The sequence below is a fragment of the Methylobacterium sp. NPDC080182 genome, from assembly GCF_050281105.1.
Lineage (GTDB): Bacteria > Pseudomonadota > Alphaproteobacteria > Rhizobiales > Beijerinckiaceae > Methylobacterium.
The window spans coordinates 82178-104723 of the sequence record NZ_JBNNWO010000012.1 but is presented as its reverse complement, the minus strand read 5'-3'; the positions used below and the strand labels follow the sequence as shown (position 1 = coordinate 104723).

General features: G+C 73.0%; 23 protein-coding genes. 9 read left to right on the top strand and 14 right to left on the bottom strand.

Annotation, left to right across the window (positions count from 1 at the left end):
- Window positions 1-70 precede the first annotated feature (70 nt).
- From ACQKQD_RS21080 to ACQKQD_RS21065, 4 genes are all read right to left on the bottom strand, one after another.
- Entirely contained in the window at window positions 71-1153 is a 1083-nt protein-coding gene (locus ACQKQD_RS21080; protein WP_427509462.1) for a DUF4424 domain-containing protein, read from the bottom strand.
- 12 nt (window positions 1154-1165) lie between these two features.
- Window positions 1166-1504: a heat shock protein HspQ gene (hspQ, locus tag ACQKQD_RS21075; RefSeq protein WP_012318638.1), complete on the bottom strand. Its 339-nt coding sequence runs from the start codon at window positions 1502-1504 to the stop codon at window positions 1166-1168.
- Window positions 1505-1551: 47 nt separating this feature from the next.
- Window positions 1552-1842, bottom strand: coding sequence for a hypothetical protein (locus ACQKQD_RS21070; RefSeq protein WP_427509461.1), 291 nt, complete (start codon window positions 1840-1842; stop codon window positions 1552-1554).
- 99 nt (window positions 1843-1941) lie between these two features.
- Entirely contained in the window at window positions 1942-2664 is a 723-nt protein-coding gene (locus ACQKQD_RS21065) for a DJ-1/PfpI family protein (protein ID WP_020093280.1), read from the bottom strand.
- A 53-nt stretch (window positions 2665-2717) separates the two neighbouring features.
- On the opposite strand from ACQKQD_RS21065, the gene ACQKQD_RS21060 reads away from it, so the two are divergent.
- Window positions 2718-3701: a GlxA family transcriptional regulator gene (locus ACQKQD_RS21060; protein ID WP_427509460.1), complete on the top strand. Its 984-nt coding sequence runs from the start codon at window positions 2718-2720 to the stop codon at window positions 3699-3701.
- Here the strand turns inward: ACQKQD_RS21060 and ACQKQD_RS21055 are convergent, their stop codons facing one another.
- The 7 genes from ACQKQD_RS21055 to ACQKQD_RS21025 form a co-directional block, all read right to left on the bottom strand.
- Entirely contained in the window at window positions 3702-4055 is a 354-nt protein-coding gene (locus tag ACQKQD_RS21055; protein WP_427509459.1) for an endonuclease domain-containing protein, read from the bottom strand.
- A gap of 353 nt (window positions 4056-4408) precedes the next feature.
- The gene (locus ACQKQD_RS21050) at window positions 4409-5458 is read right to left on the bottom strand and encodes an HpcH/HpaI aldolase/citrate lyase family protein (RefSeq protein ID WP_427509458.1); all 1050 of its coding nucleotides are present in this window, start codon (window positions 5456-5458) and stop codon (window positions 4409-4411) included.
- 142 nt (window positions 5459-5600) lie between these two features.
- Entirely contained in the window at window positions 5601-6992 is a 1392-nt protein-coding gene (locus tag ACQKQD_RS21045; RefSeq protein WP_427509457.1) for a DUF2778 domain-containing protein, read from the bottom strand.
- A gap of 187 nt (window positions 6993-7179) precedes the next feature.
- Complete coding sequence (locus tag ACQKQD_RS21040; protein WP_427509456.1) at window positions 7180-8532, bottom strand: AmpG family muropeptide MFS transporter; 1353 nt, start codon at window positions 8530-8532, stop codon at window positions 7180-7182.
- 65 nt (window positions 8533-8597) lie between these two features.
- On the bottom strand, window positions 8598-12188 hold the full coding sequence (gene mfd / locus ACQKQD_RS21035) for a transcription-repair coupling factor (protein WP_427509455.1): 3591 nt from the start codon (window positions 12186-12188) through the stop codon (window positions 8598-8600).
- A 398-nt stretch (window positions 12189-12586) separates the two neighbouring features.
- The gene (locus tag ACQKQD_RS21030; protein ID WP_020093287.1) at window positions 12587-12817 is read right to left on the bottom strand and encodes a hypothetical protein; all 231 of its coding nucleotides are present in this window, start codon (window positions 12815-12817) and stop codon (window positions 12587-12589) included.
- A gap of 25 nt (window positions 12818-12842) precedes the next feature.
- Window positions 12843-13139, bottom strand: a complete 297-nt coding sequence (locus ACQKQD_RS21025) for a succinate dehydrogenase assembly factor 2 (protein WP_020093288.1) — start codon at window positions 13137-13139, stop codon at window positions 12843-12845.
- Between the two features lie 190 nt (window positions 13140-13329).
- Here ACQKQD_RS21025 and ACQKQD_RS21020 point away from each other — a divergent pair, with 190 nt between their 5' ends.
- The 3 genes from ACQKQD_RS21020 to ACQKQD_RS21010 all read left to right on the top strand — a co-directional run bounded on the left by ACQKQD_RS21020 (window position 13330) and on the right by ACQKQD_RS21010 (window position 15243).
- A complete protein-coding gene (locus tag ACQKQD_RS21020) occupies window positions 13330-14307 on the top strand; it encodes a quinone oxidoreductase family protein (RefSeq protein ID WP_020093289.1) in 978 nt (325 codons plus the stop codon).
- A 9-nt stretch (window positions 14308-14316) separates the two neighbouring features.
- Window positions 14317-14943, top strand: coding sequence for a bifunctional nicotinamidase/pyrazinamidase (gene pncA / locus ACQKQD_RS21015; protein WP_042672749.1), 627 nt, complete (start codon window positions 14317-14319; stop codon window positions 14941-14943).
- 99 nt (window positions 14944-15042) lie between these two features.
- A complete protein-coding gene (locus ACQKQD_RS21010) occupies window positions 15043-15243 on the top strand; it encodes a hypothetical protein (RefSeq protein WP_020093291.1) in 201 nt (66 codons plus the stop codon).
- Between the two features lie 34 nt (window positions 15244-15277).
- On the opposite strand, the gene ACQKQD_RS21005 is transcribed toward ACQKQD_RS21010, so the two are convergent.
- The 3 genes from ACQKQD_RS21005 to rimO form a co-directional block, all read right to left on the bottom strand.
- Window positions 15278-15502, bottom strand: a complete 225-nt coding sequence (locus ACQKQD_RS21005; protein WP_091978295.1) for a hypothetical protein — start codon at window positions 15500-15502, stop codon at window positions 15278-15280.
- Window positions 15503-15786: 284 nt separating this feature from the next.
- Window positions 15787-16869 (bottom strand): DNA polymerase IV, encoded by a 1083-nt coding sequence (gene dinB / locus ACQKQD_RS21000; protein ID WP_427509454.1) that lies wholly within the window; start codon window positions 16867-16869, stop codon window positions 15787-15789.
- 208 nt (window positions 16870-17077) lie between these two features.
- On the bottom strand, window positions 17078-18424 hold the full coding sequence (rimO, locus tag ACQKQD_RS20995; protein WP_427509453.1) for a 30S ribosomal protein S12 methylthiotransferase RimO: 1347 nt from the start codon (window positions 18422-18424) through the stop codon (window positions 17078-17080).
- A gap of 357 nt (window positions 18425-18781) precedes the next feature.
- On the opposite strand from rimO, the gene pabB reads away from it, so the two are divergent.
- From pabB to ACQKQD_RS20970, 5 genes are all read left to right on the top strand, one after another.
- Entirely contained in the window at window positions 18782-20155 is a 1374-nt protein-coding gene (gene pabB, locus ACQKQD_RS20990; RefSeq protein WP_091926323.1) for an aminodeoxychorismate synthase component I, read from the top strand.
- The gene (locus ACQKQD_RS20985; protein WP_354455415.1) at window positions 20152-20766 is read left to right on the top strand and encodes an anthranilate synthase component II; all 615 of its coding nucleotides are present in this window, start codon (window positions 20152-20154) and stop codon (window positions 20764-20766) included. The genes pabB and ACQKQD_RS20985 overlap by 4 nt, the downstream gene beginning before the upstream one ends.
- Window positions 20753-21616 (top strand): aminotransferase class IV, encoded by an 864-nt coding sequence (locus ACQKQD_RS20980; protein ID WP_020093297.1) that lies wholly within the window; start codon window positions 20753-20755, stop codon window positions 21614-21616. The genes ACQKQD_RS20985 and ACQKQD_RS20980 overlap by 14 nt, the downstream gene beginning before the upstream one ends.
- The gene (locus tag ACQKQD_RS20975; RefSeq protein ID WP_427509452.1) at window positions 21613-22131 is read left to right on the top strand and encodes a DoxX family protein; all 519 of its coding nucleotides are present in this window, start codon (window positions 21613-21615) and stop codon (window positions 22129-22131) included. Before ACQKQD_RS20980 ends, ACQKQD_RS20975 begins: the two co-directional genes overlap by 4 nt.
- 126 nt (window positions 22132-22257) lie before the next feature.
- On the top strand, window positions 22258-22440 hold the full coding sequence (locus tag ACQKQD_RS20970) for a hypothetical protein (protein WP_026604943.1): 183 nt from the start codon (window positions 22258-22260) through the stop codon (window positions 22438-22440).
- The last annotated feature ends 106 nt before the right edge of the window (window positions 22441-22546 follow it).

Genomic DNA, 22546 nt, shown 5'->3' with positions numbered 1-22546 from the left:
CGGCGGGTCCGTACCGGGGGCCGGGCCGCGAGGTCCGGCCCTTCGCGTTCGAGCCGCCCGGCGACGGGACCTAACGCGTCCCCGGGGTCGCCGAAGCCGGCTGGACGATCAGCACGCGCAGGTCCTGGTCGGGCACGTAGTCCCGGGCCTCCCAGCGGAACGTGGTCGGCCCGGTCTTCCGGATGTCCGTGCGGCAGAAGCTCACGACCGCCTCCGGGCTGCCCTTGTCGACCGTCAGGGTGAAGCGCCCGATCGGCGCGGCCCAGTTGCGCGCCGTGGTGACGATGTAGGGCACCACGGTCGCCCGCAGGGTGCCGCCGGGATCCGGCGCCTTCGCGTGCAGGCGCCGGATCGCCGCGAGCCCCGCCTCGTCCAGGCAGTAGGTCGCCCGGTAGGCCGCGCGAGACGCCGCCTTCGGCTCGAGCAGGTGGAAGCCGGTCACCGGCGCGTAGCTGTGCGTGATGCGGACCTCCTGCCCGGGCGGGAAGGTCTGGAGCCAGTGGAACTTGGCCTCGCCGCGCCACAGCCCCTCGGTCATCCGGTCCGGCGTGTCGGGGACGTCGGGGAAGAGCCCGGCCTTGACCAGCGCGGCCCATTCGGGCGCGCCGATCCGCTTGGCCGCCGCGCTGATCGCCTCGAAGCGCAGCGGGTTCAGCGGCAAGCCGTGACGGCGCAGCAGGTCCGTCACCTCGCGCTCGCCCACGAAGGCGCGCTCCTCCAGCTCGGGCTCGAGGGGCTTGCCGTCCACCGTGACGGTGAAGCCGACGAAGTTCGGGCTGTCGGGCCGGGGCAGCGCCAGGGCCGAGAAGCTGAGTTCCCGCCCGTCGATCGGCGGCAGCGGGAAGGCGATCCGGACCGTGCGCGCCTCCTGAACCTGATTGCGGAACAGGTAGGACACGTCGATCCGGTCGCGGGCGATCGACAGGTCCTCGCTCACCAGCGCGATCCCGGGCTCGCGCCGCAGGACGAGGCCGCCGGCATCGAGTTCGGCCGCGCTGTCGTTGGCGCGCGCCGTGCCCGTGAGCAGGCCAGCGAGCAGGCCAGCGCGCAGGAACGCGGCGGCGAAGCGGGGTTTGGCGACTATCGGGCGGGCTCGTCCGACGGCACGGGCCGTCGCGGCAGACGAGCGCCCGCCGCTTGCCAGGACCTTCACGGACCGGGCGCCTCAGTTCGTGGCGCGGTCGCGCATCCGGTACGCGCCGGCGGCGTCGCGCTCGAACATCTCGGCGATGCCGGCGTGGCGCAGGGCCTCGCCCGACGTGTCGGGCAGGAGGTTCTGCTCCGACACGTAGGCCACGTACTCGGTCTCGGCGTTCTCGGCGAGCAGGTGGTAGAATGGCTGGTCCTTGCGCGGCCGGACCTCCTCGGGGATCGACAGCCACCACTCCTCGGTGTTGTCGAACACCGGGTCGACGTCGAACACGACGCCCCGGAACGGGTAGATCCGGTGGCGCACCACGGCGCCGATCGCGAATTTCGCGGTTCTCAGTGTTACGTCCGACATGGTTCAACCCGTCCAGATCGGACAGATAGGTCCGATGACGGATCGTGTCACCCGGTCGCCGCGGAAGTCGGCGTTTCGGCGGCGCGGGCCAGACGGTCCCGGACGGCGATCGCCTCCGGCAGCGGCCGCCACGGGGCGGTCATCTCGGCGATGCGCCCGGCCGCGTCGAGGCGCCACTCGTCCATCCCGTCGAGCCGGTGCGGGCCGGCCGCCGCGCCGAAGAAGGCGGCGGCGTGCGCGGGGCCTTCCAGGATCGCGCGGCTCTCGAAGGCGTCGACCACCGGCCGGATCGCCGCCGTCCCGCGCACGGGCTCGGCGGCGAGCGGGGTGTTGAGCACGCCCCCCCCTCGGCCATCTGCGCCAGCATGGCGTCCCGGTCCTTCGCCGCCAGGACGGCCGCGAAGGCGCGAACGCGGGTCAGGTCCATCGGAGGTCTCCTACGGGATCCGGATGCCGAGCTCGGTCGCGATCGCCCGGGCGGTGGCCTCGCGCCGGGCCGTGATGTCGGCCGCCGCCGCCCGCACCCGCGCCACGGTGTCCGGGGAGGCCGTGTGGGGCGTGCCGCTGTCGAAAGGGGGCTCGGGGGCGTACTGGATGCCGAGCTGGATGGTCCGCGCGGCCTCCTCACCGCGCAGCGCGGCGGCGAGTTGCAGCGCCCCGTCGATGCCCGCGGTGACGCCGGCCGCGAACACCCAGGTGCGCCCGTCCGCGTCGCGGTCGATCACCACGCGCGCGTCCACCGGCTCGGCGCCGAAGAACGGCAGCAGGTGCACGGCGTTCCAGTAGGTCGTGGCCCGCCGCCCGACCAGCAGGCCGGCCGCGCCGAGGATCAGGGCGCCGGTGCAGACCGAGAGGACGTGGCCGGCCCCGGCCGCCTGGTCGCGGATCCAGCCGAGCACGGCCGGGTCCCGCATCAGGGCCTCCTGGCCCGTGCCGCCCGGGACGTGCAGCACGTCGAGCCGCGGGGCTTCCGCGAGCGTGGCATCCGGCAGCATCCGGAGGCCGCGGACGTCGCGGACGGGCTCCGGGCCCGGCGCGTAGACCCGGTAGGTGCTGTTGGGCACCCGGGACAGGACCTCGAACGGGCCGGTGAGGTCGATCTGGTCCAACCCCTCGAACAGGAGCGAGCCGATCTGCAGGTGGGTGTCGGGCGGGATCATGCCGGGCCTCCGTGGTGGACAGGGTGATCCTAGCGCGTCAGGATCTGGCCGAAATGCCAAAGAGCCCTCGTTTCTCGCCAGAGCCGCCGCGCCCGGTCGAGGTGCTGGCCTTCCCGTCGGTGCAGCTCCTCGACGTGGCCGGGCCGCTCCAGGTCTTCGCCACCGCCAACGAGCACGGCGGCGCCGGGATGCCCTACGCGCCGCGGGTGATCGCGGCCGGCGACCCGGGGCTCACCGCCTCGGCGGGCCTGCGGCTGGTCGCCGACCCATTGCCGGAACCCGAAGCGCCGGTGGACACGCTGGTGATCGCGGGCGGCCCCGGCGTCGTCGCGGCCTGCGACGACGCCGCCCTGGTGGCCTGGGTGCGGGCCCGGGCGGGCCGGGCCCGCCGGGTCGCTTCGGTCTGCACCGGCGCGTTCCTGCTCGGGGCGGCGGGGCTCCTCGACGGGCGGCGGGCCGTGACCCACTGGAAGCATTGCGGGGCGCTCGCCGCCCGCTACCGGCGCGCCCGGATCGAGCCCGACCCGATCTTCGTGCGCGACGGCCCGGTCTGGTCCTCGGCGGGGGTGACGGCGGGCATCGACCTGGCCCTGGCGCTGGTCGAGGAGGATCTCGGCCGCGCGACCGCGCTGACGGTGGCGCGCCACCTCGTGATGTTCCTCAAGCGCCCCGGCGGGCAGGCGCAGTTCAGCGCGGCGCTGGCCCTGCAGGCGGGCGAGGAGCGGTTCGGGCGGCTCCACGCCTACGTCGCCGAAAACCTGGCGGGCGACCTGTCGCTGCCGGCGCTGGCCGCGGCGGCCGGGATGAGCGCGCGCAGCCTGAGCCGGCACTATCACGCGGCGACCGGTCTGACCCCGGCCAGGGCCGTGGAGCGCCTGCGGGTGGAGGCGGCGCGGCGCGCGCTGGCCGAGACGGCGCAACCGGTCAAGCGCGTCGCCCGGACCTGCGGCTTCGGCTCCGAGGAGACGATGCGGCGCAGCTTCCTGCGGCACGTCGCGGCGACACCGCAGGAGTACCGGGCGCGGTTCGGCGGGTGATCACACGGTCTCGCGGCGTTCAAGAGCCGCCAGGATGGTCTCGCGCACGCCTTCAAGATGTTTGTGGATGTCCGCATTCGGGATGCGGAGGAGGGCGAAGCCGAGCGACTCAAGGATTTCGGTCCGCGCGGCATCCCGAGCGATCTCGGCGTCCGTCGAATGCGTCGCCCCGTCCACCTCGACGATGAGTCCGGCCTCGATGCAGGCGAAGTCGATGATGAATCGGTCGATCGGGTGCTGTCGGCGAAACTTCCAGTCGTTCAGGGCGCGGTTTCGCAGGACGCGCCAGAGCTTGGCTTCGGCCGAGGTTTGAGTGCGGCGCAGGTTGCGGGCCTGCGGGATTGACTTATTCACCGCCCGGCTCCGGCAGTTCGGCCGCTCATTCAGCGAATGATTTGGCCGTTCCGCTTGCGTGGGCCTGTCTCGACGAACCTCTCGGATCGGACGTCGACGCTGGCGGCAAAGCGCGACGCGCCCCCTCTCCCGTGCGGGAGAGGGTTGGGGTGAGGGTCGAGAAAGTCCAGGATAGGGCACGCCGTCGACGCGCGTGTAGGCACACGCCTTCTTCGGACAGACTTGATCCCTCACCCTGTCCCTCTCCCGCACGGGAGAGGGGACCCGCTCTTCATCCTGCCGCTGCTGTGCCGCACACGATGCGCCAATCGAGTAGTCCGCACGGGAAAGGCGTATCGCGGGCTCGGTAACCCTCACCCCAGCTTGTACACTGCCGCCAGCTCCGGGTCCTTCGCGGCCACGAGCTTCGCCAGGTCCACGATGACCTTGGCCTGCTTCCAGGTGGCGTCGTCCTGCATCTTGCCGTCGAGCATCACGGCGCCGGTGCCGTCCGGCATGGCCTCGACGATCCGCGCCGCGAAGGCCACCTCGGCCGGGTCCGGCGCGAAGACCCGCTTGGCGATCGCCACCTGGCTCGGGTGCAGCGTCCAGGCGCCGGCGCAGCCCATCAGGAAGGCGTTGCGGAACTGCGCCTCGCAGGCATCGCCGTCGGAGAAGTCGCCGAACGGGCCGTAGAAGGCCTTGATGCCGTTGGCCATGCAGGCGTCGACCATCCTGGCGATGGTGTAGTGCCAGAGGTCCTGCTGGGCGGTGGCGCGGGGGGCATCGCCGGAGGGATCGCTGAGCACCCGGTAATCCGGGTGGCCGCCACCGACCCGGGTGGTCTTCATGCCGCGCGACGCCGCGAGGTCCGCCGGCCCGAGGCTCATACCGTGCATCCGCGGCGAGGCCGACGCGATCGCGTCGACGTTGGCGACGCCCTCGGCGGTCTCCAGGATCGCGTGGACCAGGATCGGCTTCGTCACCCCGTGGCGCGCCTCGAGCTGGGCGAGCAGCTGGTCGATGTAGTGGATGTCCCACGGTCCCTCGACCTTGGGCACCATCACGACGTCGAGCTTGTCGCCGACCTCGGCCACGATCGTGAACAGGTCGTCCAAGATCCAGGGCGAGTTGAGGGCGTTGATCCGGGTCCAGAGGCCGGTGCCGGTGGCGGCGAAATCGGTGGCCTGGGCCATGGCGACGAAGCCCTTGCGGGCCGCCTCCTTCTGGTCGGCCGGGACCGCGTCCTCGAGGTTGCCCAGCACCACGTCGACGGTCCCGGCGAGATCCGGCACGCGGGCCCGGACCTTGTCGTTGTGGGGCGGCACGAAGTGGATCATCCGCTCCAGCCGCACCGGCAGTTCGCGGAACGGGGCCGGCGCGCCGGTGGCGAGGGGCTGGAAGAAGCGGCGGGGCAGTTTCATCGGGTGCCTCTTGTCAGGGCTGGCGTCTGAGCCCCGTTAAGGCAGCTTGGGCGGGCGCGTAAAGCCGCGCCGCGCGGAAGTGATCTCGGACTTTCGTGACGCTCGGGCTTCCGGCCCGGCGCGCCGCAGGGCCCGCGGAGCCTCAGCCCCGGCCGCCCCGGCGCCCGGCGAGGCCGATCCGGTTGAGGATGCCGCCGCCGTCGCCGCTGCCGGCCACCACCACGAGGCGCCGGACCTCGCCCCGCAGGAAGGCCTGCAGGAAGCGGTTGTAGTCGCGGAACGAGACGCAGCCGTTCGAGGCGCCGGGCTGCCGCAGCATGTAGGTGTGGGCCAGCAGGCCGTCGCGGCCGTGGATCGCGGCGCTGCCGCCCACCGGGTTGAGCCGGATCGCCCGGACCCCGTGGAACAGGCGCTCGCGCTCGGTCAGCGTGTAGGTGCCGGGCGGGGTCGAGCCGCGCATGCGCAGGTGGACGTAGCGCGGGTTGTCCATGTGCTCGCCGAGGCCGGAATGGGCCTCCAGCACCTCGCCGGAGGGCAGCGTCACCGTGCGGGCGGTGATGTCGTAGACGGCCGTTCCGGCCACCGAATCGGGCTCCGGGCTGATCCGGGTGCGCGGCGCCTCCTGCGGCAGGGCGTCCGGGCTGGCATAGGCCAGTGCCTGACGGGGCTCCTGGCGGCTGTCCTGGCGGTTGTCCTGGCGGTTGTCCTGAGACGGCGCCGCGGCGCCGACGCCGAACAGCTTCTCGAAGAAGGACGGCTCCTCGGCCATCGCGGCGCGGAACACGTCGCGGGTCCGGGGCAGGGCGCGGCTCGCCACCCGCGCGGGCGGCGCCGGTGCGCGCCGCAGCTCGGGCGGGCGGGCCACCGGCAGCGGCACGAGGGCGGGAACAGGGGCGGGGGCGAGGGCGGCGGGCGTGGGCTCGGCCGCGGCCATCCGGACCGGCGCCCCCGTCCCCTTCTCGCCGGTCCTCTCGCCGGTCCTGTCCGCGACTCTCTCGGCGACTTTCTCTGCAGCTTTGGCCTGGGCCATCCGGACCTGGGCGGCCCGCGCCCGCTCCGCCTGCGCGACCTGCCGGGCGATCTCCCGGACCGCCGGGGACGGGGCGGCGGCGGCGACCTGAAAGCCGGCGACCGGCGGGGTTTCGCCCCCGAAGGCCGTGGCGGTGCCGGCGCCCAGCGCCGGGCTCCGGTCGAGCATCCAGGCGAGGCTCGGCCGCGGCGCCGCCGCGGCCTGCGGGACCGGGACGGCGGCCGGCCCGGCCGCCGCGACGGACTCCGCCTCGGGGCGGGCCGGCCCCTGCGGGTGGCTGAACACGGCCCAGCCGGCGAGGCTCACGCCGGTGAGGGCGATGAGCGTCGTCAGCCGGGCGCGGCGACGGGCGCGCCGCATGGCGCTCGGGTAGGGCGCCCGGGTGCGGACGACCGGGTCGTAGGCGGTCTCGACGTAGCTGGGGCGCGGGGGCGCCGGTCGCCGGGTTTCCGCGCTCGGATACGCGGTCTGGAACGCGGCGAGGGACAACGCAGCCTGGGCCATTCGGGAACTCGCGTACGCGCTTCCCCTAGGCAGCCGCCGCCGTTCGCCCGCGAGAGCCGTTCTCGCGCACGTGGCCCGGGTCACCCGTCTGGGGAGGACATCAACCGTCCACCCCATTAAGCCGTGCTGTGGTTAATCTCCGCTAAAGAGACAGTTTCCGCGGGCGTTCCCGTGTTGGGACACAGCCTCAGGTGGCCCGATTCGGCGCGTCCCCGGCCGCGTCGGCCGCCGGCTCCATCGGCCCGTGCCGGCGCGCGACCAGCAGGCAGAGCAGGGCCACCGGCACGCCGATGAGGGACGTGCCGACGAAGAACCACGCGAACCCGGTCCACTCGATCACGAAGCCCGAGAACCCCGCGAGCAGGCTGCCGGGCAGGGCGCAGAGCGAGGTCAGCAGGGCGTACTGGCTCGCCGCGTGGGCGGTGGCCGAGAGCCGCGACATGTAGGTGATCAGCACGATCGACGCGAAGGCGTAGGCGAAGCCGTCGATCCCGACGGTCAGCGCGAAGGTCCAGAACGCCGCGCCGCCGTGGCCGCCGTGCCAGGCGAGGTAGGCCAGCGCGAGGTGGGAGGCCGAGGCCGTCACGGTGCCGATGAGCAGGCTCGCCATCATGCCGATCCGCGGGATGATGGCGCTCGCCAGGAAGGTGCCCCCGAGCGCGATCCAGAAGCCGAACAGCTTCGTCACCGTCGCGATGTCGGTGTTGGTGTAGCCGAGCGTCTTGAACAGCGGGATCGCCATGGCATTCGAGACGTAGCCGGGCATCCGGAAGCCCGCGACCAGCGCCAGCACCGGCAGGGCGAGCGGCCCGAGCCGGGCGAGGAGATCGCGGATCGGCGCCCAGACGGTCTCGACGAAGCCGCCGGTGGCGGGGGTCTCGGGGACGGGGGGTTCGGGCGCCAGCAGGGCCGCGACCGCGCCGGGTGCCATGAGCGCGGCCATGCACAGGTAGGCCACGCGCCAGCCATACGCGTCGGACAGGTAGAGCGCGCCGGCGCCGGCCGCGAGGTTGCCGATCCGGAAGCCGATCTCGGCCCAGGACGACATCAGCGCCTGCTGCTCGGGCGGCGCGGCGGTGATGCGCCAGCCGTCGATCACCACGTCCTGGGTGGCGCCCGCGACGCCGAGCGCCAGGGAGAACGCCACCGTCCAGGCGAGCCAGTGGGCCGGGTCGCCGAAGGCGACGCCCGCCAGCGCCAGGGCGACGAGGATCTGCGTGGCGACGATCCAGCCGCGGCGCCGCCCGAGCCAGCGGCCGATGAGCGGCGCGTCGTGGCGGTCGAGGAAGGGGGCCCAGAGGAACTTGAGCTTGTAGGCGATGGTGAGCTCGCTCATCAGCCCGATCGTGGCGAGCGGCACCTTCGCCTGGACGAGCCACGCCGACTGCGTCGCGTAGACGAGCAGGAACGGGATACCCTGCGCGAAGCCGAGCCCCAGCACCGCGGCGACGCGCCGGTCGGTGAACAGGGGCGTGAGGAAGGCGCCCGGCGCGGCCTTCACCGGCTCGGGCGCGCCGGTGATCGGCGCCGGGTCTGCCATCCACGCGTCTCCTCAAGCCGCCCCGCAGGATGAGGGGGCTCGCCGGGGCGCGACGCCCCCGCCCCTCACGCCGCCTTCTTCCCCCGCTCGGCGATCTTCACGAGACTGCGCAGCACCTCGGTGGCGGTCTTGAGCCGGGCCGGGACCGTGGTCAGCTCGCGCACGAACACCACGCTCATGTCGGGCCGCACCTTCGCGAACGACGCCTGCTCGGCGACGAAGGCCACGAGCCCCTGCGGGTTGGCGTACGACCGGTCGCGGAAATGGACCACCACGCCCTTCGGCCCGGCCTCGACCTTCTCGACGTTGGCCTTGAGGCACAGGATCTTGATCGTGCCGATCTTGAGGAGCTGCTCCACCTCCGGCGGCAGCGGCCCGAACCGGTCGATCAGCTCGGCACCGAAGCCCTCCATCTCGGCATCGTCCTGGATGGTGGCGAGCCGCCGGTAGAGCGCCAGCCGGACGCCCAGATCCTCGACGTAATCCTCCGGGATCGTGACCGGCGCGCCGAGCGCGATGGTCGGCGACCACGCCTCCTCGGGCACGTCCTCGATGCCGGCCTTGAGCGCGGTGACCGCGTCCTCCAGCATCTGCTGGTAGAGTTCGTAGCCGACCTCCTTGATGTGGCCCGACTGGGCGTCGCCGAGCAGGTTGCCGGCGCCGCGGATGTCGAGGTCGTGGGAGGCGAGCTGGAAGCCCGCGCCCAACGTGTCGAGGCTCTGGAGCACCTTGAGGCGCTGCTCGGCCTGGGCGGTGAGCTGGCGGTTCGCCGGGGTCGTGAACAGCGCGTAGGCGCGCGCCTTCGAGCGCCCGACCCGGCCGCGCAGCTGGTAGAGCTGCGCGAGGCCGAACATGTCGGCCCGGTGGACGATCAGCGTGTTGGCGGTGGGGATGTCGAGGCCGGATTCCACGATCGTGGTCGAGAGCAGGACGTCGAACTTGCCCTCGTAGAAGGCCGTCATCACGTCCTCGAGCTGGCCGGCCGCCATCTGGCCGTGGGCCACCGCGACCTTGATCTCGGGCATCTCGGCGTCGAGGAATTTCTTGACCTCGGCCAGATCCTCGATCCGCGGCACGACGTAGAAGGACTGGCCGCCGCGGTAGCGCTCGCGCAGCAGGGCCTCGCGGATGGTCAGCGGGTCGAACGGCGTCACGAAGGTGCGCACCACCAGCCGGTCGACCGGCGGGGTGGCGATGATCGAGAGCTCGCGAACCCCCGTCATGGCGAGCTGGAGCGTGCGCGGGATCGGCGTCGCCGAGAGCGTCAGCACGTGGACGTCCGCCTGGAGCGCCTTCAGCCGCTCCTTGTGGGCGACGCCGAAATGCTGCTCCTCGTCCACGATGATCAGGCCGAGATCCTTGAAGGCGATGTTCTTCGCCAAGAGGGCGTGGGTGCCGACCACGATGTCGACCGTGCCGGCGATGAGCCCGGCGCGGGTCTGCTTCATCTCCCCCGCCGAGACGAAGCGGGAGAGCTGCGCCACCTGGACCGGCAGCCCTTTGAAGCGCTCGGCGAAGGTCCGGTAGTGCTGGCGGGCCAGCAGCGTGGTCGGGACGATCACCGCCACCTGCTTGCCGGAGATCGCCGCCGCGAAGGCGGCGCGGAGCGCCACCTCGGTCTTGCCGAAGCCGACATCGCCGCAGACCAGCCGGTCCATCGGGCGGCCGGCATTGAGGTCGTCCAGCACCGCGTCGATGGCGTTGGCCTGATCCTCGGTCTCCTCGAACGGGAAGCGGGCGGCGAACTCGCCGTAGAGCCCCTCGGGCGCCTGCAGGGACGGGGCCTTCCGGACGAAGCGCTGGGCCGCGACCTTGATCAGCTCGCCCGCCATCTCGAGGATGCGGCGCTTCATCTTGGCCTTGCGGGCCTGCCACGCGCCGCCGCCGAGCCGGTCGAGGGCGACCTCGGAATCCTCCGAGCCGTAGCGGGTCAGGAGCTCGATATTCTCCACCGGCAGGAGCAGCAGGCCGCCGGTGTATTGCAGCTCCAGGCAATCGTGCGGGGCGCCGGCGGCGTGGATCGTCTTGAGGCCCACGAACCGGCCGATGCCGTGGTCGGCGTGGACCACGAGGTCGCCGGGCTGGAGCGCCTGCACCTCCAGGATCACGTCCTGGGGCCGCTTGGCCTTGCGCTTCTGGCGGACCAGCCTGTCGCCCAGGATATCGCCCTCGGAGACGACGGCGAGTTCGCCCGCGGTGAAGCCCGCCTCCAGGCCCCAGACGGCCACGGCCGCGTCGGTTCCGCGCTTGAGCGCGTAGACGTCGGTGAGCCGGGTGATCGCCACGGGCTTCCTCAGGCCGTGGTCGGTGAGCACGCCGCAGAGCCGGTCGCGGGACCCGTCGGACCAGGCTCCCAGGATCACGTGATGACCGGATCCCTGGAGATCGCGGATATGCGCCACCGCGGCGTCGAACACGCTGGCATTCTCGTCGGCCCGCTCGGGGGCGAAGCTCCGTCCGGCCTTGGCGCCGCAATCGATCACCGCGCGCTCGGACGATTCGGGCTGCGCGAACGGGGTCAGCCGCGCCACGGTGGCGGTGCCGATCCGCTCCTTCAGCTCGTTCGGCGTCAGGTAGAGGGCGCGGGGCGGCAGGGGCTTGTAGGGGGCGACGCCGGGCTGCGGCGTCTTCATCGCGCCCTCGCGGGCCTGGTAATAGTCCTGGACGAGCGCGATTCGCTCGGCGGCGGCGTCCTCCACCTGCGGGTCGAAGACCAGCGGCACGCCGCCGAGGTAGTCGAACAGCGTGTCGAGGTGGTCGTAGAACAGCGGCATCCAGTGCTCGAGGCCGGCGTAGCGCCGCCCCTCGCTCACCGTCTCGTAGAGCCGGTCGTCCCGGGTCGCCGCCCCGAAGCTCTGGATGTAGTTCTGGCGGAAGCGGCGGATGGTCTCCGTGGTGAGCTGGACCTCGCTCATCGGCATCAGGTCGAGCGAGCGGAGCTGCCCGGTTGTGCGCTGCGTCTCCGGGTCGAAGGCGCGGATCGATTCCAGCGTGTCGCCGAAGAAGTCGAGGCGGATCGGGGCCGGCAGGCCGGGGGGCGACAGGTCGAGGATGCCGCCGCGGACCGCGTACTCGCCGGTGTCGCGCACCGTCCCGGTGCGCAGGAAGCCGTTGGCCTCGACCCAGGCCACCACGTCGTCCATCGACACGACGTTGCCGATCGCCGCCGAGAACGCCTCCTTGGCGATGTGGGCGCGGGGCGGGACCCGCTGCACCAGGGCGTTGACCGTGGTGCAGAGGATGCGCGGGCGGTCCTCGGCCGAGCGGGTGCGGGCGAGGCGGGCGAGCGCCGTCATCCGGGCGGCGGCGACCGCCGTCGTCGGCGAGACCCGGTCGTAGGGCTGGCAGTCCCAGGCCGGCAGGCTCATCACGTCCATCTCGGGCGCGACGAAGCCGAGGGCCGCCTGGAAGGCCGCCGAGCGCCCGGAATCGCGCGCCACGTGGACCAGCACCGCCGGCGCGTCGACGGTGGGCGCCAGGGCGCGGGCGAGGTCGGCGAGCGCCAGCGCGTCGAAGCCCTCCGGGGCGTTCGCCAGGACCGGGCTGTCGCCGCGCTTCAGGGCGTCGATCGCCCGGGCGAGCGCGGAGGATTTCGGCAGCGCGAAGCGCGCGACCTGCGGCTTGGCGGCGGGGGGCTTCGGCTGAGGCTTGGCCATCGGGTCTTTCGCGGGAAATCCCGCCGGGCGCGTCAGGGGAGGAGGTCGGGTGGCGTTAGCCGATCGGGCCGCCGCGATAAAGCGTCCCCGCGGTCACGGCTGAACGCATCCTATATGGCGGTTCTGCCGCGGCATGGAACGGCTGTTCGGCCGCGCTTCGGGGACACGCATGGCCGGGCCCAGAGCACCTTGCGGATCAGCCTCTCCCAGGAAGGAAGAGCCGGCCCCATCGTCTTTGCGAGCGCAGCGAAGCGATCCAGCGGCGCCGCACCTTCGGACGTTGCGCTGCCCTGGGTCACGTCGCTGCGCTCGTGATGACGGAGCGCGCGGCATCGGCCGAGAGCTTCAATGGCCGAGAACTCCGATCGGATGAGACGGAAGCCCGCGGCTTACGCCCCTCAGGCGTCCGGCCCGACAATCTCCGCCAGCGCCGCCTCGACCCGGCCGCGGAAGAAGTCCGCGTTGGGCATGTGCTCGGTCATCGCGGCGGCGCGCGCCGTCGCCTGCCGCAGGATCTCGGCGCGGAGCGCCGGATCGGAGCGCTCCATCATCTCCAGCATGATGCGCACCACCAGCTCGGTGGCGATCGACCGGGCCGGGTGATCGTAGTTGGGCTTCGGTTCGTCCATCGCGGGCTCTCTCGACCGGTCGCTCTCAGGAGTGGATCGGCGCGTCGTGCCGGTGGAACGCCCGCACCCGCCGCCAGACCGACGTGTCGTAGTTCGTGGGCGTCTCGACCTCGCCGGTCAGCCACTTGAACAGGTCGCGGTCCGGCACCTCGATCAGCGCCTCGAACTGGTCGAGCTCCGCCTCCGACAGGTCGCCGATCTCGGCATCGGCGAAGCGGCCCATGATCAGGTCCATCTCGCGGATGCCCCGGTGCCAGGCGCGGTAGAGGAGGCGGCGGCGGCGCGGATCGAGGTCGGCGCTCGTGCGGGTGGTGCCGGACATGGATGTCGGACCTCGGCTCAGGGAATGGCAGGGCCTAGATAGGCGTCCGGGTCCGGCGGATCCAGAACGAGGCCGCGGCCGGGCGGGTTACAACCGGGGCGCGAGAGGCCAAAAACGAATTGCCTCCGGCGGGCGGTCCGTTATCTCGGGCTGCAACGCCCCGGACGGGGCGGCGAGCGGGAGTCCAACGATGCCGAAGGCGATCCGGGTCTACGAGTACGGCGGTCCCGAGGTGATGCGCTTCGAGGACGTGCCCCTGGCCGAGCCGGGCCCCGGGCAGATCCGGGTCAGGCAGGCCGCCATCGGCGTCAACTTCATCGACATCTACTTCCGCACCGGCGCCTACAAGTCCCCGCACATGCCCTACACCCCCGGCAAGGAGGGCGCCGGCACCGTCACGGCGGTGGGCGAGGGCGTGACCCAGTTCAAGGCCGGCGACCGGGTCGCCTACGGCTCGGTGGCGGACGGCTGCTACGCCGAGGAGCCGGTGATCCCGGCCTCGGCGGCCGTGCCGATCCCCGACGGGGTCGACGAGAAGACCGCCGCCGCCATGATGCTCAAGGGCCTGACCGTCGAGTACCTGCTGCACCGGACCTACGCGGTGAAGCCCGGCGACACGATCCTGTGGCAGGCCGCCGCCGGCGGCGTCGGCCTGATCGCGTGCCAGTGGGCCAAGCACCTCGGCGCCACCGTGATCGGCACCGCCGGCAGCCCCGAGAAGGCGGAGCTCGCCAAGCAGAACGGCTGCGACCACGTCATCCTCTACCGCGAGGAGGACGTGGCCAAGCGCGTGCGCGAGATCACCGGCGGCAAGGGCGTGCCGGTGGTCTACGACGGCGTCGGGCAGGCGACCCTGATGGGCTCCCTGGACAGCCTCGCGCCGCTCGGCCTGCTGGCGAGCTTCGGCTCGGCCTCCGGGGCGATCACCGGGCTCGACCTCGGCCTGCTGGCCCCGCGCGGCTCGCTCTACGTGACGCGCCCGACGCTCGCGACCTTCTCGTCGAACCGCGCCACCCTGGAGGAGGCGGCCGCCCGCCTGTTCAAGGTGGTCCGCGACGGCGCGGTGAAGATCGCGGTCAACGCCACCTACCCGCTGGCCGAGGCGCAGCAGGTGCACCGCGACCTCGCGGGCCGGGAGACCACCGGCTCGATCGTGATGCTGCCGTAGGGACCGACCGTGACGCCCGGCAACGCCGACCTGCTCCTCGTCGTCGACGTGCAGGTCGACTTCCTGCCGGGCGGGGCGCTCCCCGTCCCGGGGGGCGACGCGGTGATCGGCCCGATCAACGACCTCCAGCACCGCTTCCGGCACGTGGTGCTGATGCAGGACTGGCATCCGGCCGATCACGTCTCCTTCGCCGAGACCCATCCGGGGCGGGCCCCGTTCGAGACCGTGACGCTGCCCTACGGGCCGCAGGTGCTGTGGCCGCGCCACTGCGTCCAGGGCAGCCCCGGGGCCGCCTTCGCGCCGGACCTCGCCACCGACCGGGCGAGCCTGGTGGTGCGCAAGGGGCTGGATCCGCGGGTCGACAGCTACTCGGCCTTCCTGGAAGCCGACCGGGCCACGCGCACCGGCCTCGCCGGGGCGCTCCGGGAGCGCGGCATCACCCGCGTCGCGGTGTGCGGCCTCGCCACCGATTTCTGCGTCGCCTGGAGCGCGCTCGACGCGCGCGACGCGGGGTTCGACGTCCTCGTGGTGGCGGACGCGGTGCGCGGGATCGACGTGGACGGGTCGCTCGCGCGGGCCTGGGCGCGGATGGAGGCGGCGGGCGTCCGCCGGATCGCGGCGGCGGAGATCGGCTGAGGGCGTGCGGGGACCGGGAGGCGAACCGCCGCACGCCGCGCGGGAGACCGGCCCCGCGCCGACGCGTTGGCCCGACATCAGCATCCGACAGGAGCCTGCATGTCATCCAAGCACCCGAAGACCGACACGCCCACGGACGCCGACCTCAAGGGCAATCCCGGGATCGGCACCTCGAAGGGGATGAGCGGCGCCGACCCTGCGGATCTGCAGGCGGATTCGACCTTCGAGGGCGACGTCGACAACGAGACGAAGCTCGATGGCGGCATCGACCCCGACCACCGGCCGCGCAAGAACGCGTGACCGGATGCCCCTGCCGGTGCGGCCCGGGTCGATCTCAGCGACTGCGCGCCGGCGCCTTCGGCCGCTGCGGTGCGGGGGCTGCGGGCCTGGCGCTCGGGCCGCCTGCCGGAACGTAGACCTGGGCCGGGCTCGCGGTGTAGCCCCGGAGCTGGGCCGCGTTGGCGGCCCCGAAAGCGGATGTGCCGTCCGCGCGGGCGGCGCCCGCCGCGAGGGCCGATAGAAGCGCGGCGGCCAGGGCCAGGCGGGCGTGCTTCGGCATCGACAGGGTCCTTGTGTTCGCGCGGGCTCGAGAAACCCTGATCCGGACCGGATCGCTCCGCTCTGCGATCGACCCGGCCTTCCCGACGTGCGGAACCGCACAGGCGCCGTGTCGTGCATGACGGCGGCGGCTCCATCGCTTTCCGGTTGATGCTTCCCCACCGTCGTCGTTGCGAGTGGAGCGAGGCGATCCAGGGCCAGAGCCACGCTGACCGATGTCCTGCTGCCCTGGGTCACTTCGCTGCGCCCGTGATGACGGAGCGTGGGCCTGCCCCGGAGGCCGTGTCAGAGCGCCAGCCCGAGCTGGAGCGGCGCCTCCGGCGCGTCCTGCGCGAAGCCCGACAGCGACACCCCGATCAGCCGCGCGCTGCGGCGCAGGGGGAACAGGCCGGCGAGCAGGTCGAGGCCGATCCGCTCCAGGGCGGCCCGGTCGGCCACCGGCACGGCGAGGGACTTCGCCCGGGTGACCTGCGCGAAATCCGAGAACTTGAGCTTCAGGGTCACGGTCCGGGCGCGCATGCCCTTGGCGTCGGCGCCCGCCCAGACCTTGTCGAACAGCGGCGCCAGCCGGGCGGCCAGGACCTCGAAAGCGGCCGTGTCGTCCGAGAAGGTGGTCTCGGCGCCGATCGACTTGCGCACCCGGTGGGCGCGCACCGGCCGCGCGTCGATGCCCCGGGCGACCGCGTGGTAGTAGGCGCCCGCGGAGCCGAAGGTCTCGCGCAGGCGCTCCGGCGTCCAGGCGCGCAGATCCGCCCCGGTCTCGATCCCGAGCCGCTTCATCTTCGCCTCGGTGACCGGGCCGACGCCGTGGAACCGGCCGATCGGCAGCGCCGCCACGAAGTCCGGCCCCATGGCGGGGGTGATGACGAACAGGGCGTCGGGCTTGCGGTGGTCGGACGCCACCTTGGCGAGGAACTTGTTGTACGAGACCCCGGCCGAGGCGACGAGCCCGGTGCGCTCCAGGATCTCGGCCCGGATCGCCTTCGCCACGGCCGTCGCCGTCGGGAGGCCCTGGAGGTTCTCGGTGACGTCGAGATAGGCCTCGTCGAGGGCCACCGGCTCGATGATGGCCGTGTGCCGGGCGAAGACCGCCCGGATCTCCTCGGAGACCGCCCGGTAGACCTCGAAGCGCGGCTTCACGAACAGCAGGTCCGGGCACAGCCGCCGCGCGGTGGCCGACGGCATGGCGGAGCGGACACCGAATTTTCGGGCCTCGTAGCTCGCAGCGGCCACCACCCCGCGCTCCCGGGAGCCGCCGACCGCCAGCGGCCGGCCGCGCAGCGATGGGTCGTCGCGCTGCTCCACGGAGGCGTAGAACGCGTCCATGTCGATGTGGATGATCTTTCGGAGCGCGACCTCCGGATCCATCGCCGCCTCGGGTCCCGACCAAGTTCCTGATCTGTTCCGAAAGACCGCGCGGGGCGGGCGGGGTCAAGCCGCGCCGGACGCGGCGTCAACAGGAGTCCGGTCCGCGCCCGTCGCGAGAGCAGCGAAGCGACGAGAGGGCAGTGCGACGTCCCCGAGCGCAGCGCATCCCTGGATTGCTTCGCTGCGCTCGCAAAGACGGGGTCTGCCGTCAGGCGACGCTGCCGTAGAGGTCGTAGGCTTCGGCCCGGTCGATCTTCACCGTGACGATGTCGCCGACCCGCACCGGGCGCCGGAACGCGGCGTGGACATTGCCGTCGATCTCCGGCGCGTCGGCCTTGGACCGGCCCCGCGCCACCCCGCCCTCGACGGAATCGACGATGACGGGCAGCCGCTTGCCGACCTTGGCCCGCTGCAGCCGGAGCGCGATGCCGTTCTGGGTCTCCATGAACCGGCGCTTGCGCTCGGCCTTCACCGCTGGCGGCACGAGGTCGCCCAGCGCGTTGGCGGTGGCGCCGGCCACCGGCTCGTACTCGAAGCAGCCGACCCGATCGAGCTTGGCCTCCTGCAGCCAAGCGAGCAGCTCCTCGAACTCGGCCTCGGTCTCGCCGGGGAAGCCGACGATGAAGGTCGAGCGGATCGCGAGGTCCGGGCAGATCTGCCGCCAGCTGCGGATCCGGTCGAGCTGGCGCTCCTGGTTGCCGGGGCGGCGCATGCGCTTGAGCACGGAGGGGCTCGCGTGCTGGAGCGGCATGTCGAGGTAGGGGAGCACCTTGCCCTCGGCCATCAGCGGGATGACCTCGTCCACGTGCGGGTAGGGGTAGACGTAGTGCAACCGCACCCAGGCGCCGAGCTCGCCGAGTTCCCGGGTCAGGTCGTAGAACTTCGCCCGGACCTGCCGGTCGCGCCACGGGCTCTCGCTGTAGCGGATGTCGACGCCGTAGGCGCTGGTGTCCTGGCTGACGACCAGCAGCTCCTTCACGCCGGCCTTCACCAGCTTCTCGGCCTCGCGCAGCACGTCGGCGGCAGGGCGGCTGACGAGGTTTCCGCGCAAGCTCGGGATGATGCAGAAGCTGCAGCGGTTGCTGCACCCCTCCGAGATCTTCAGGTAGGCGTAGTGGCGCGGGGTGAGCTTGATCCCCTGCGGCGGCACGAGGTCGAGGAATGGGTCGTGGGCCGGCGGCACCGCCTCGTGGACGGCCGCCACCACCGACTCGTAGGCCTGGGGCCCGGTCACCGCCAGGAGGTCGGGGTACTTCTCGCGGATCTCCTCCGGCTGCGCGCCCATGCAGCCAGTGACGATGACGCGGCCGTTCTCCGCCATGGCCTCGCCGATGGCCGAGAGCGACTCCGCCTTGGCGGAATCGAGGAAGCCGCAGGTGTTGACGATCACCACGTCGGCGCCGTCGTGCCGCCGGGCCAGCTCGTAGCCCTCGGCGCGCAGATGGGTGAGGATCCGCTCGGAATCGACCAGCGCCTTCGGGCATCCCAGCGAGACGAACGAGATTTTCGGGGCGGCGCCGAGAGCGGGGCCGCGGGGAGCGGGCGTGGCGGTCATGGCATTCGGGTCGGACAGTCCGGCGGGGCGATCGGCCGCCCGGCGCACGGGACCAGGATTTCGGGGTCGCGCTCCTATACAGGCTCCCGCGCCTCCGCGCGAGGCCGGCCGCCGCAGGGGTGCCCGGCCCTGCGCGCGAGCCTGAGCCTAGGCGCAGATCCTATCGTTACGGCAGAGCTTTGCGGCGGTCTCCTCAGACCCCACATCAGGATTGGGCGGCGCGGCCCTGCGCCCCGGACACGGCCCGCCCGCGCGCGGCGGCGGGGCCTGCGTGGAACTGCCGCTTCCCCCGCGGCATCGCCTGTGCGACGGCAGCGCACGACGCACAGCTCGAGGATGGCGGCCCCGAACCCGGTCATGTGGACCCGAGAGATCCCCTTCATCGATCCCGTCGCGGCGGCGGCGCGGCTGCGAGCCCTGCCCGGGCTCGCCTTCCTCGACAGCGCCATGCGGCACGACCCGCTGGGGCGGCACTCGATCGTGGCCGCCGACCCGTTCGCGCGGTTCCGCTACCGCGACGGGCGCGCGACCCTCGACGGGCGGCCGGTGGCGGGCGGCCCGATGGCCGCGCTCCGGGCCTGCCTCGAACCCTACCGGCTCGAGGCAGGCCCGGAGCCGTTCCCCGGCGGGGCGATCGGGTACCTCGCCTACGACCTCGGCGCGGCGCTGGAGCGGGTGGCGCCGCCCGCCCGGCGGGCGGGGCTCACCGACGACATCGCGCTGAACCTCTACGACACCGCGCTGGTCGTCGACCACGCCGCCGGCACGGGCCGGCTCGTCGCCACGGGTTTCCCCGAGACCGCGCCGGACGCGCGGCGGGCCCGCGCGGAGGCGCGGCTCGCCCGCTTCGCCGACCTGCTCGGCGGCGCGGAGCCGCCGGTCCCGGCCCCCGCCCGGCCGGCCCAGCCGCTCGCGTGGCGCTCGAACTTCGACCGCCAAAGCTATGAAGAAGCAGTCGAAAAGGTCCGCACCTACATCCGGGCCGGCGACATCTACCAGGCCAACATCGCCCAGCGCTTCGTCGCCGACCTGCCGGCCGGCTTCGACCCGTTCGCCCTCTACCGGCGGCTGCGCGAGACCAACCCGGCGACCTTCGGGGCCTACCTGGAACAGGAGGGCCTGACCGTCGCCTCGTCCTCGCCGGAGCGGTTCATCCGCCTCGACGGGCGGCACGTGGAGACGCGCCCGATCAAGGGCACCGCCCGCCGCCTCGACGACCCGGCGGCCGACCGGGCGGCGGCCGAGGCGCTCCAGGCCAGCGTCAAGGAGCGGGCCGAGAACGTCATGATCGTCGACCTGCTGCGCAACGACCTGTCGCGGGTCTGCCGGCCGGGCACCGTCGCCGTGCCGACCCTGTGCGGCCTGGAGACCTACGCCAACGTCCACCATCTGGTGTCGGTGGTGACCGGCGACCTCCGCGACGGGCTCGACGCCCTCGACCTCCTGGAAGGGACCTTCCCGGGCGGCTCGATCACGGGCGCGCCGAAGATCCGCGCCATGGACATCATCACGGAGATCGAGGGCGACGCGCGGGAACTCTACTGCGGCGCCATCGGCCGGATCGGCTTCGACGGGGCGCTCGACACGTCGATCGCGATCCGCACCGTGTTCATGGACGACCGGCAGGCGGTCCTGCAGGCCGGGGGCGGGGTGACGCTGCTGTCGGAGCCCGGCCCGGAATACGACGAGACCCTGGCCAAGGCCGCCCGCGTGTTCGAGGCCTTCGCATGATCCTCGTCCTCGACAATTACGACTCGTTCGTCTTCAACGTCGTCCGTTACCTGGAGGAGCTCGGCGAGACGGTCCGGGTCGTGCGCAACGACGCGCTGGACGTCCCCGGCATCCGGGCGCTGGAGCCGGAGGCCCTGGTGGTCTCGCCCGGGCCCTGCACCCCCGCGGAGGCCGGGATCTCCCTGCCGGCGATCCGCGACCTGTCGGGCGCGGTGCCGATCCTCGGCGTCTGCCTCGGCCATCAGGCGATCGGCGCGGCCTTCGGCGGCACGGTCGCGCGGGCACAGCGCCCCCTCCACGGGCAGATGACGCCGATCGCCCATACCGGCGAGCGCCTGTTTTCCGGAATCCCGGCGCCGATGCCGGTCGGGCGCTACCACTCGCTGGTCGTGAATCCCGGCCCCGACATGGAAAGACACCTCTCGGTCGACGCGGTCTCGCAGGAGGGGGAGGTGATGGCGCTGTCGCACCGGACCCACCCGACCTACGGCATCCAGTTCCACCCGGAATCGGTCCTGACCGAGGGCGGCCACGCCCTGTTCGCCAATTTCCTGGATCTCGCCCGCGCGTGGCGGGATAGGCCGGAGGGGCGCCGCGATGCTGTGGCGTGACGGGGCGCTTCTGCCCGGAACCACGGCTCCGCTCGACCACACCGACCGCGGCCTGACGCTCGGCGACGGCCTGTTCGACACCGCACTGGCGCTCGGCGGCCGCGTCGCCTTCGAGGACGCCCATATCGCCCGGCTCGTGGCCTCCGCGGAGACGCTGGGGATCCCCGCCGAACCCGAGCGGATCCGTGCGGCCATGCGGGACCTCGCGGGTCAGGGGGAGCGGCTCGCGATCCGGACCACGCTGACGCGCGGCTCCGGCCCGCGCGGCCTGAGGCCGCCGGACGCGCCGAACCCGACCCTGTTCGCCACCGCGGCCGCGAGCGCCAGGGCCGCGTCCTTCGCGCCCCTGCGCCTGTGGCCGACGGCCATCGCCCGCAACGACACCTCCCCCGCCGCCCGCCTGAAGACGCTGGGCTATCTCGACGCGGTGCTGGCCGCCCGCGAGGCCGCCGCCGCGGGGTTCGACGAGGCGCTGTTCCGCAACACCCGGGGCCGCGTCGCCTGCGCGGGCACCGGCAATCTCTTCGCCCTGTTCGGCGCCAATCTGGTGACGCCCCCGCTCGGGGACGGCGTGCTCGCCGGCATCGTGCGGGCGGAGGTGCTGGGTCTCGCCGCCGGATGCGGGCTGCGGGCCGAGGAACGGTCGCTCGGCCTGCCCGATCTCCTCGGCGCGGAGGCCGTGTTCCTGACCAACTCCCTGCGGCTCCTGGCCCCCGTGACGGCCATCGGCGACACGGCCTTCCCGAGCGCCGGCCCGGGCGCCGGCCATCCGGCGGTGACCCGCCTCGTGGCGGCCCTGCGCGCCCGCGTGGCGCAGGCCTGCGGCGTCACGGAGGACGCGGTCGCGTGACCGAGGGAGCGATCGAGGCGTCAATCGAGACTTGGCGGCGCCGGCTGCGCTACGCGCTCGCGGCGACCTACGGGTTCATCGGCGTGGTCCACCTCGTGGCGACCGACGCGATGCTGCCGCTCATGCCCGACTGGGTGCCGCAGCCGCGGCTCGTCATCCTGGCGACCGGCCTGTGCGAGATCGCGGGCGCGGTCGGCCTCCTCACCGGGCGGTTCCGCCGGGCGGCCGCGCTCGGCCTCGCCCTCTACGCGGTCTGCGTCTACCCGGCGAACCTCAAGCACGCGTTCGAGCACGTCCACGTCGAGGGCATCCCGGATTCCTGGTGGTACCACGGGCCGCGGCTCGCGTTTCAGCCGGTCTTCGTCTGGGCGGCGCTCTGGGCCGGCGGCCTGATCGACTGGCCGTTCGGCGGCCGCCGCGGGTCCGGACAGGGCGCGACCGAGATCTCCGGTGATCCGGCACGGCCGCCGAAAGGTCCGGATCCCGACGCGCCGGCAACCATCCGCGAACCTTGATCACAGGATCCCGGGATCCCCGGATCCCGGCAGGCTTTGATCCCAGGATCCTGGCCGATCGACCGGCCGGAAGCCGCCGCGCGGGCCGGAAGACCGGTCGGCCCGGCGGCGATACGGGCGGACGACATGCCGAAGCGCCGCGACCCGGGCCGATCGCCCCCGCCTCCGCCGGACGCGGTGCCGGAGACCGTGCCGGACCGCGACGCGGTGGAGCGCGCCCTGGAAACGGTCCTCGACCGCCTGCGCCCGAAGCCGGGCGGCGCACCGCGGGGCAGCCGGAAGCCGCGCCCGGACGGGGCGGGCGGCTGAGCCCCGAAAGGTTCCTCCACAGGGCGAAGATATCGCCCGGATACGGCCGGCCGGACCGGAGTTCCCCGGAGGACGCCGCCGAACATGGCGCGTGGACCCCAGCGGA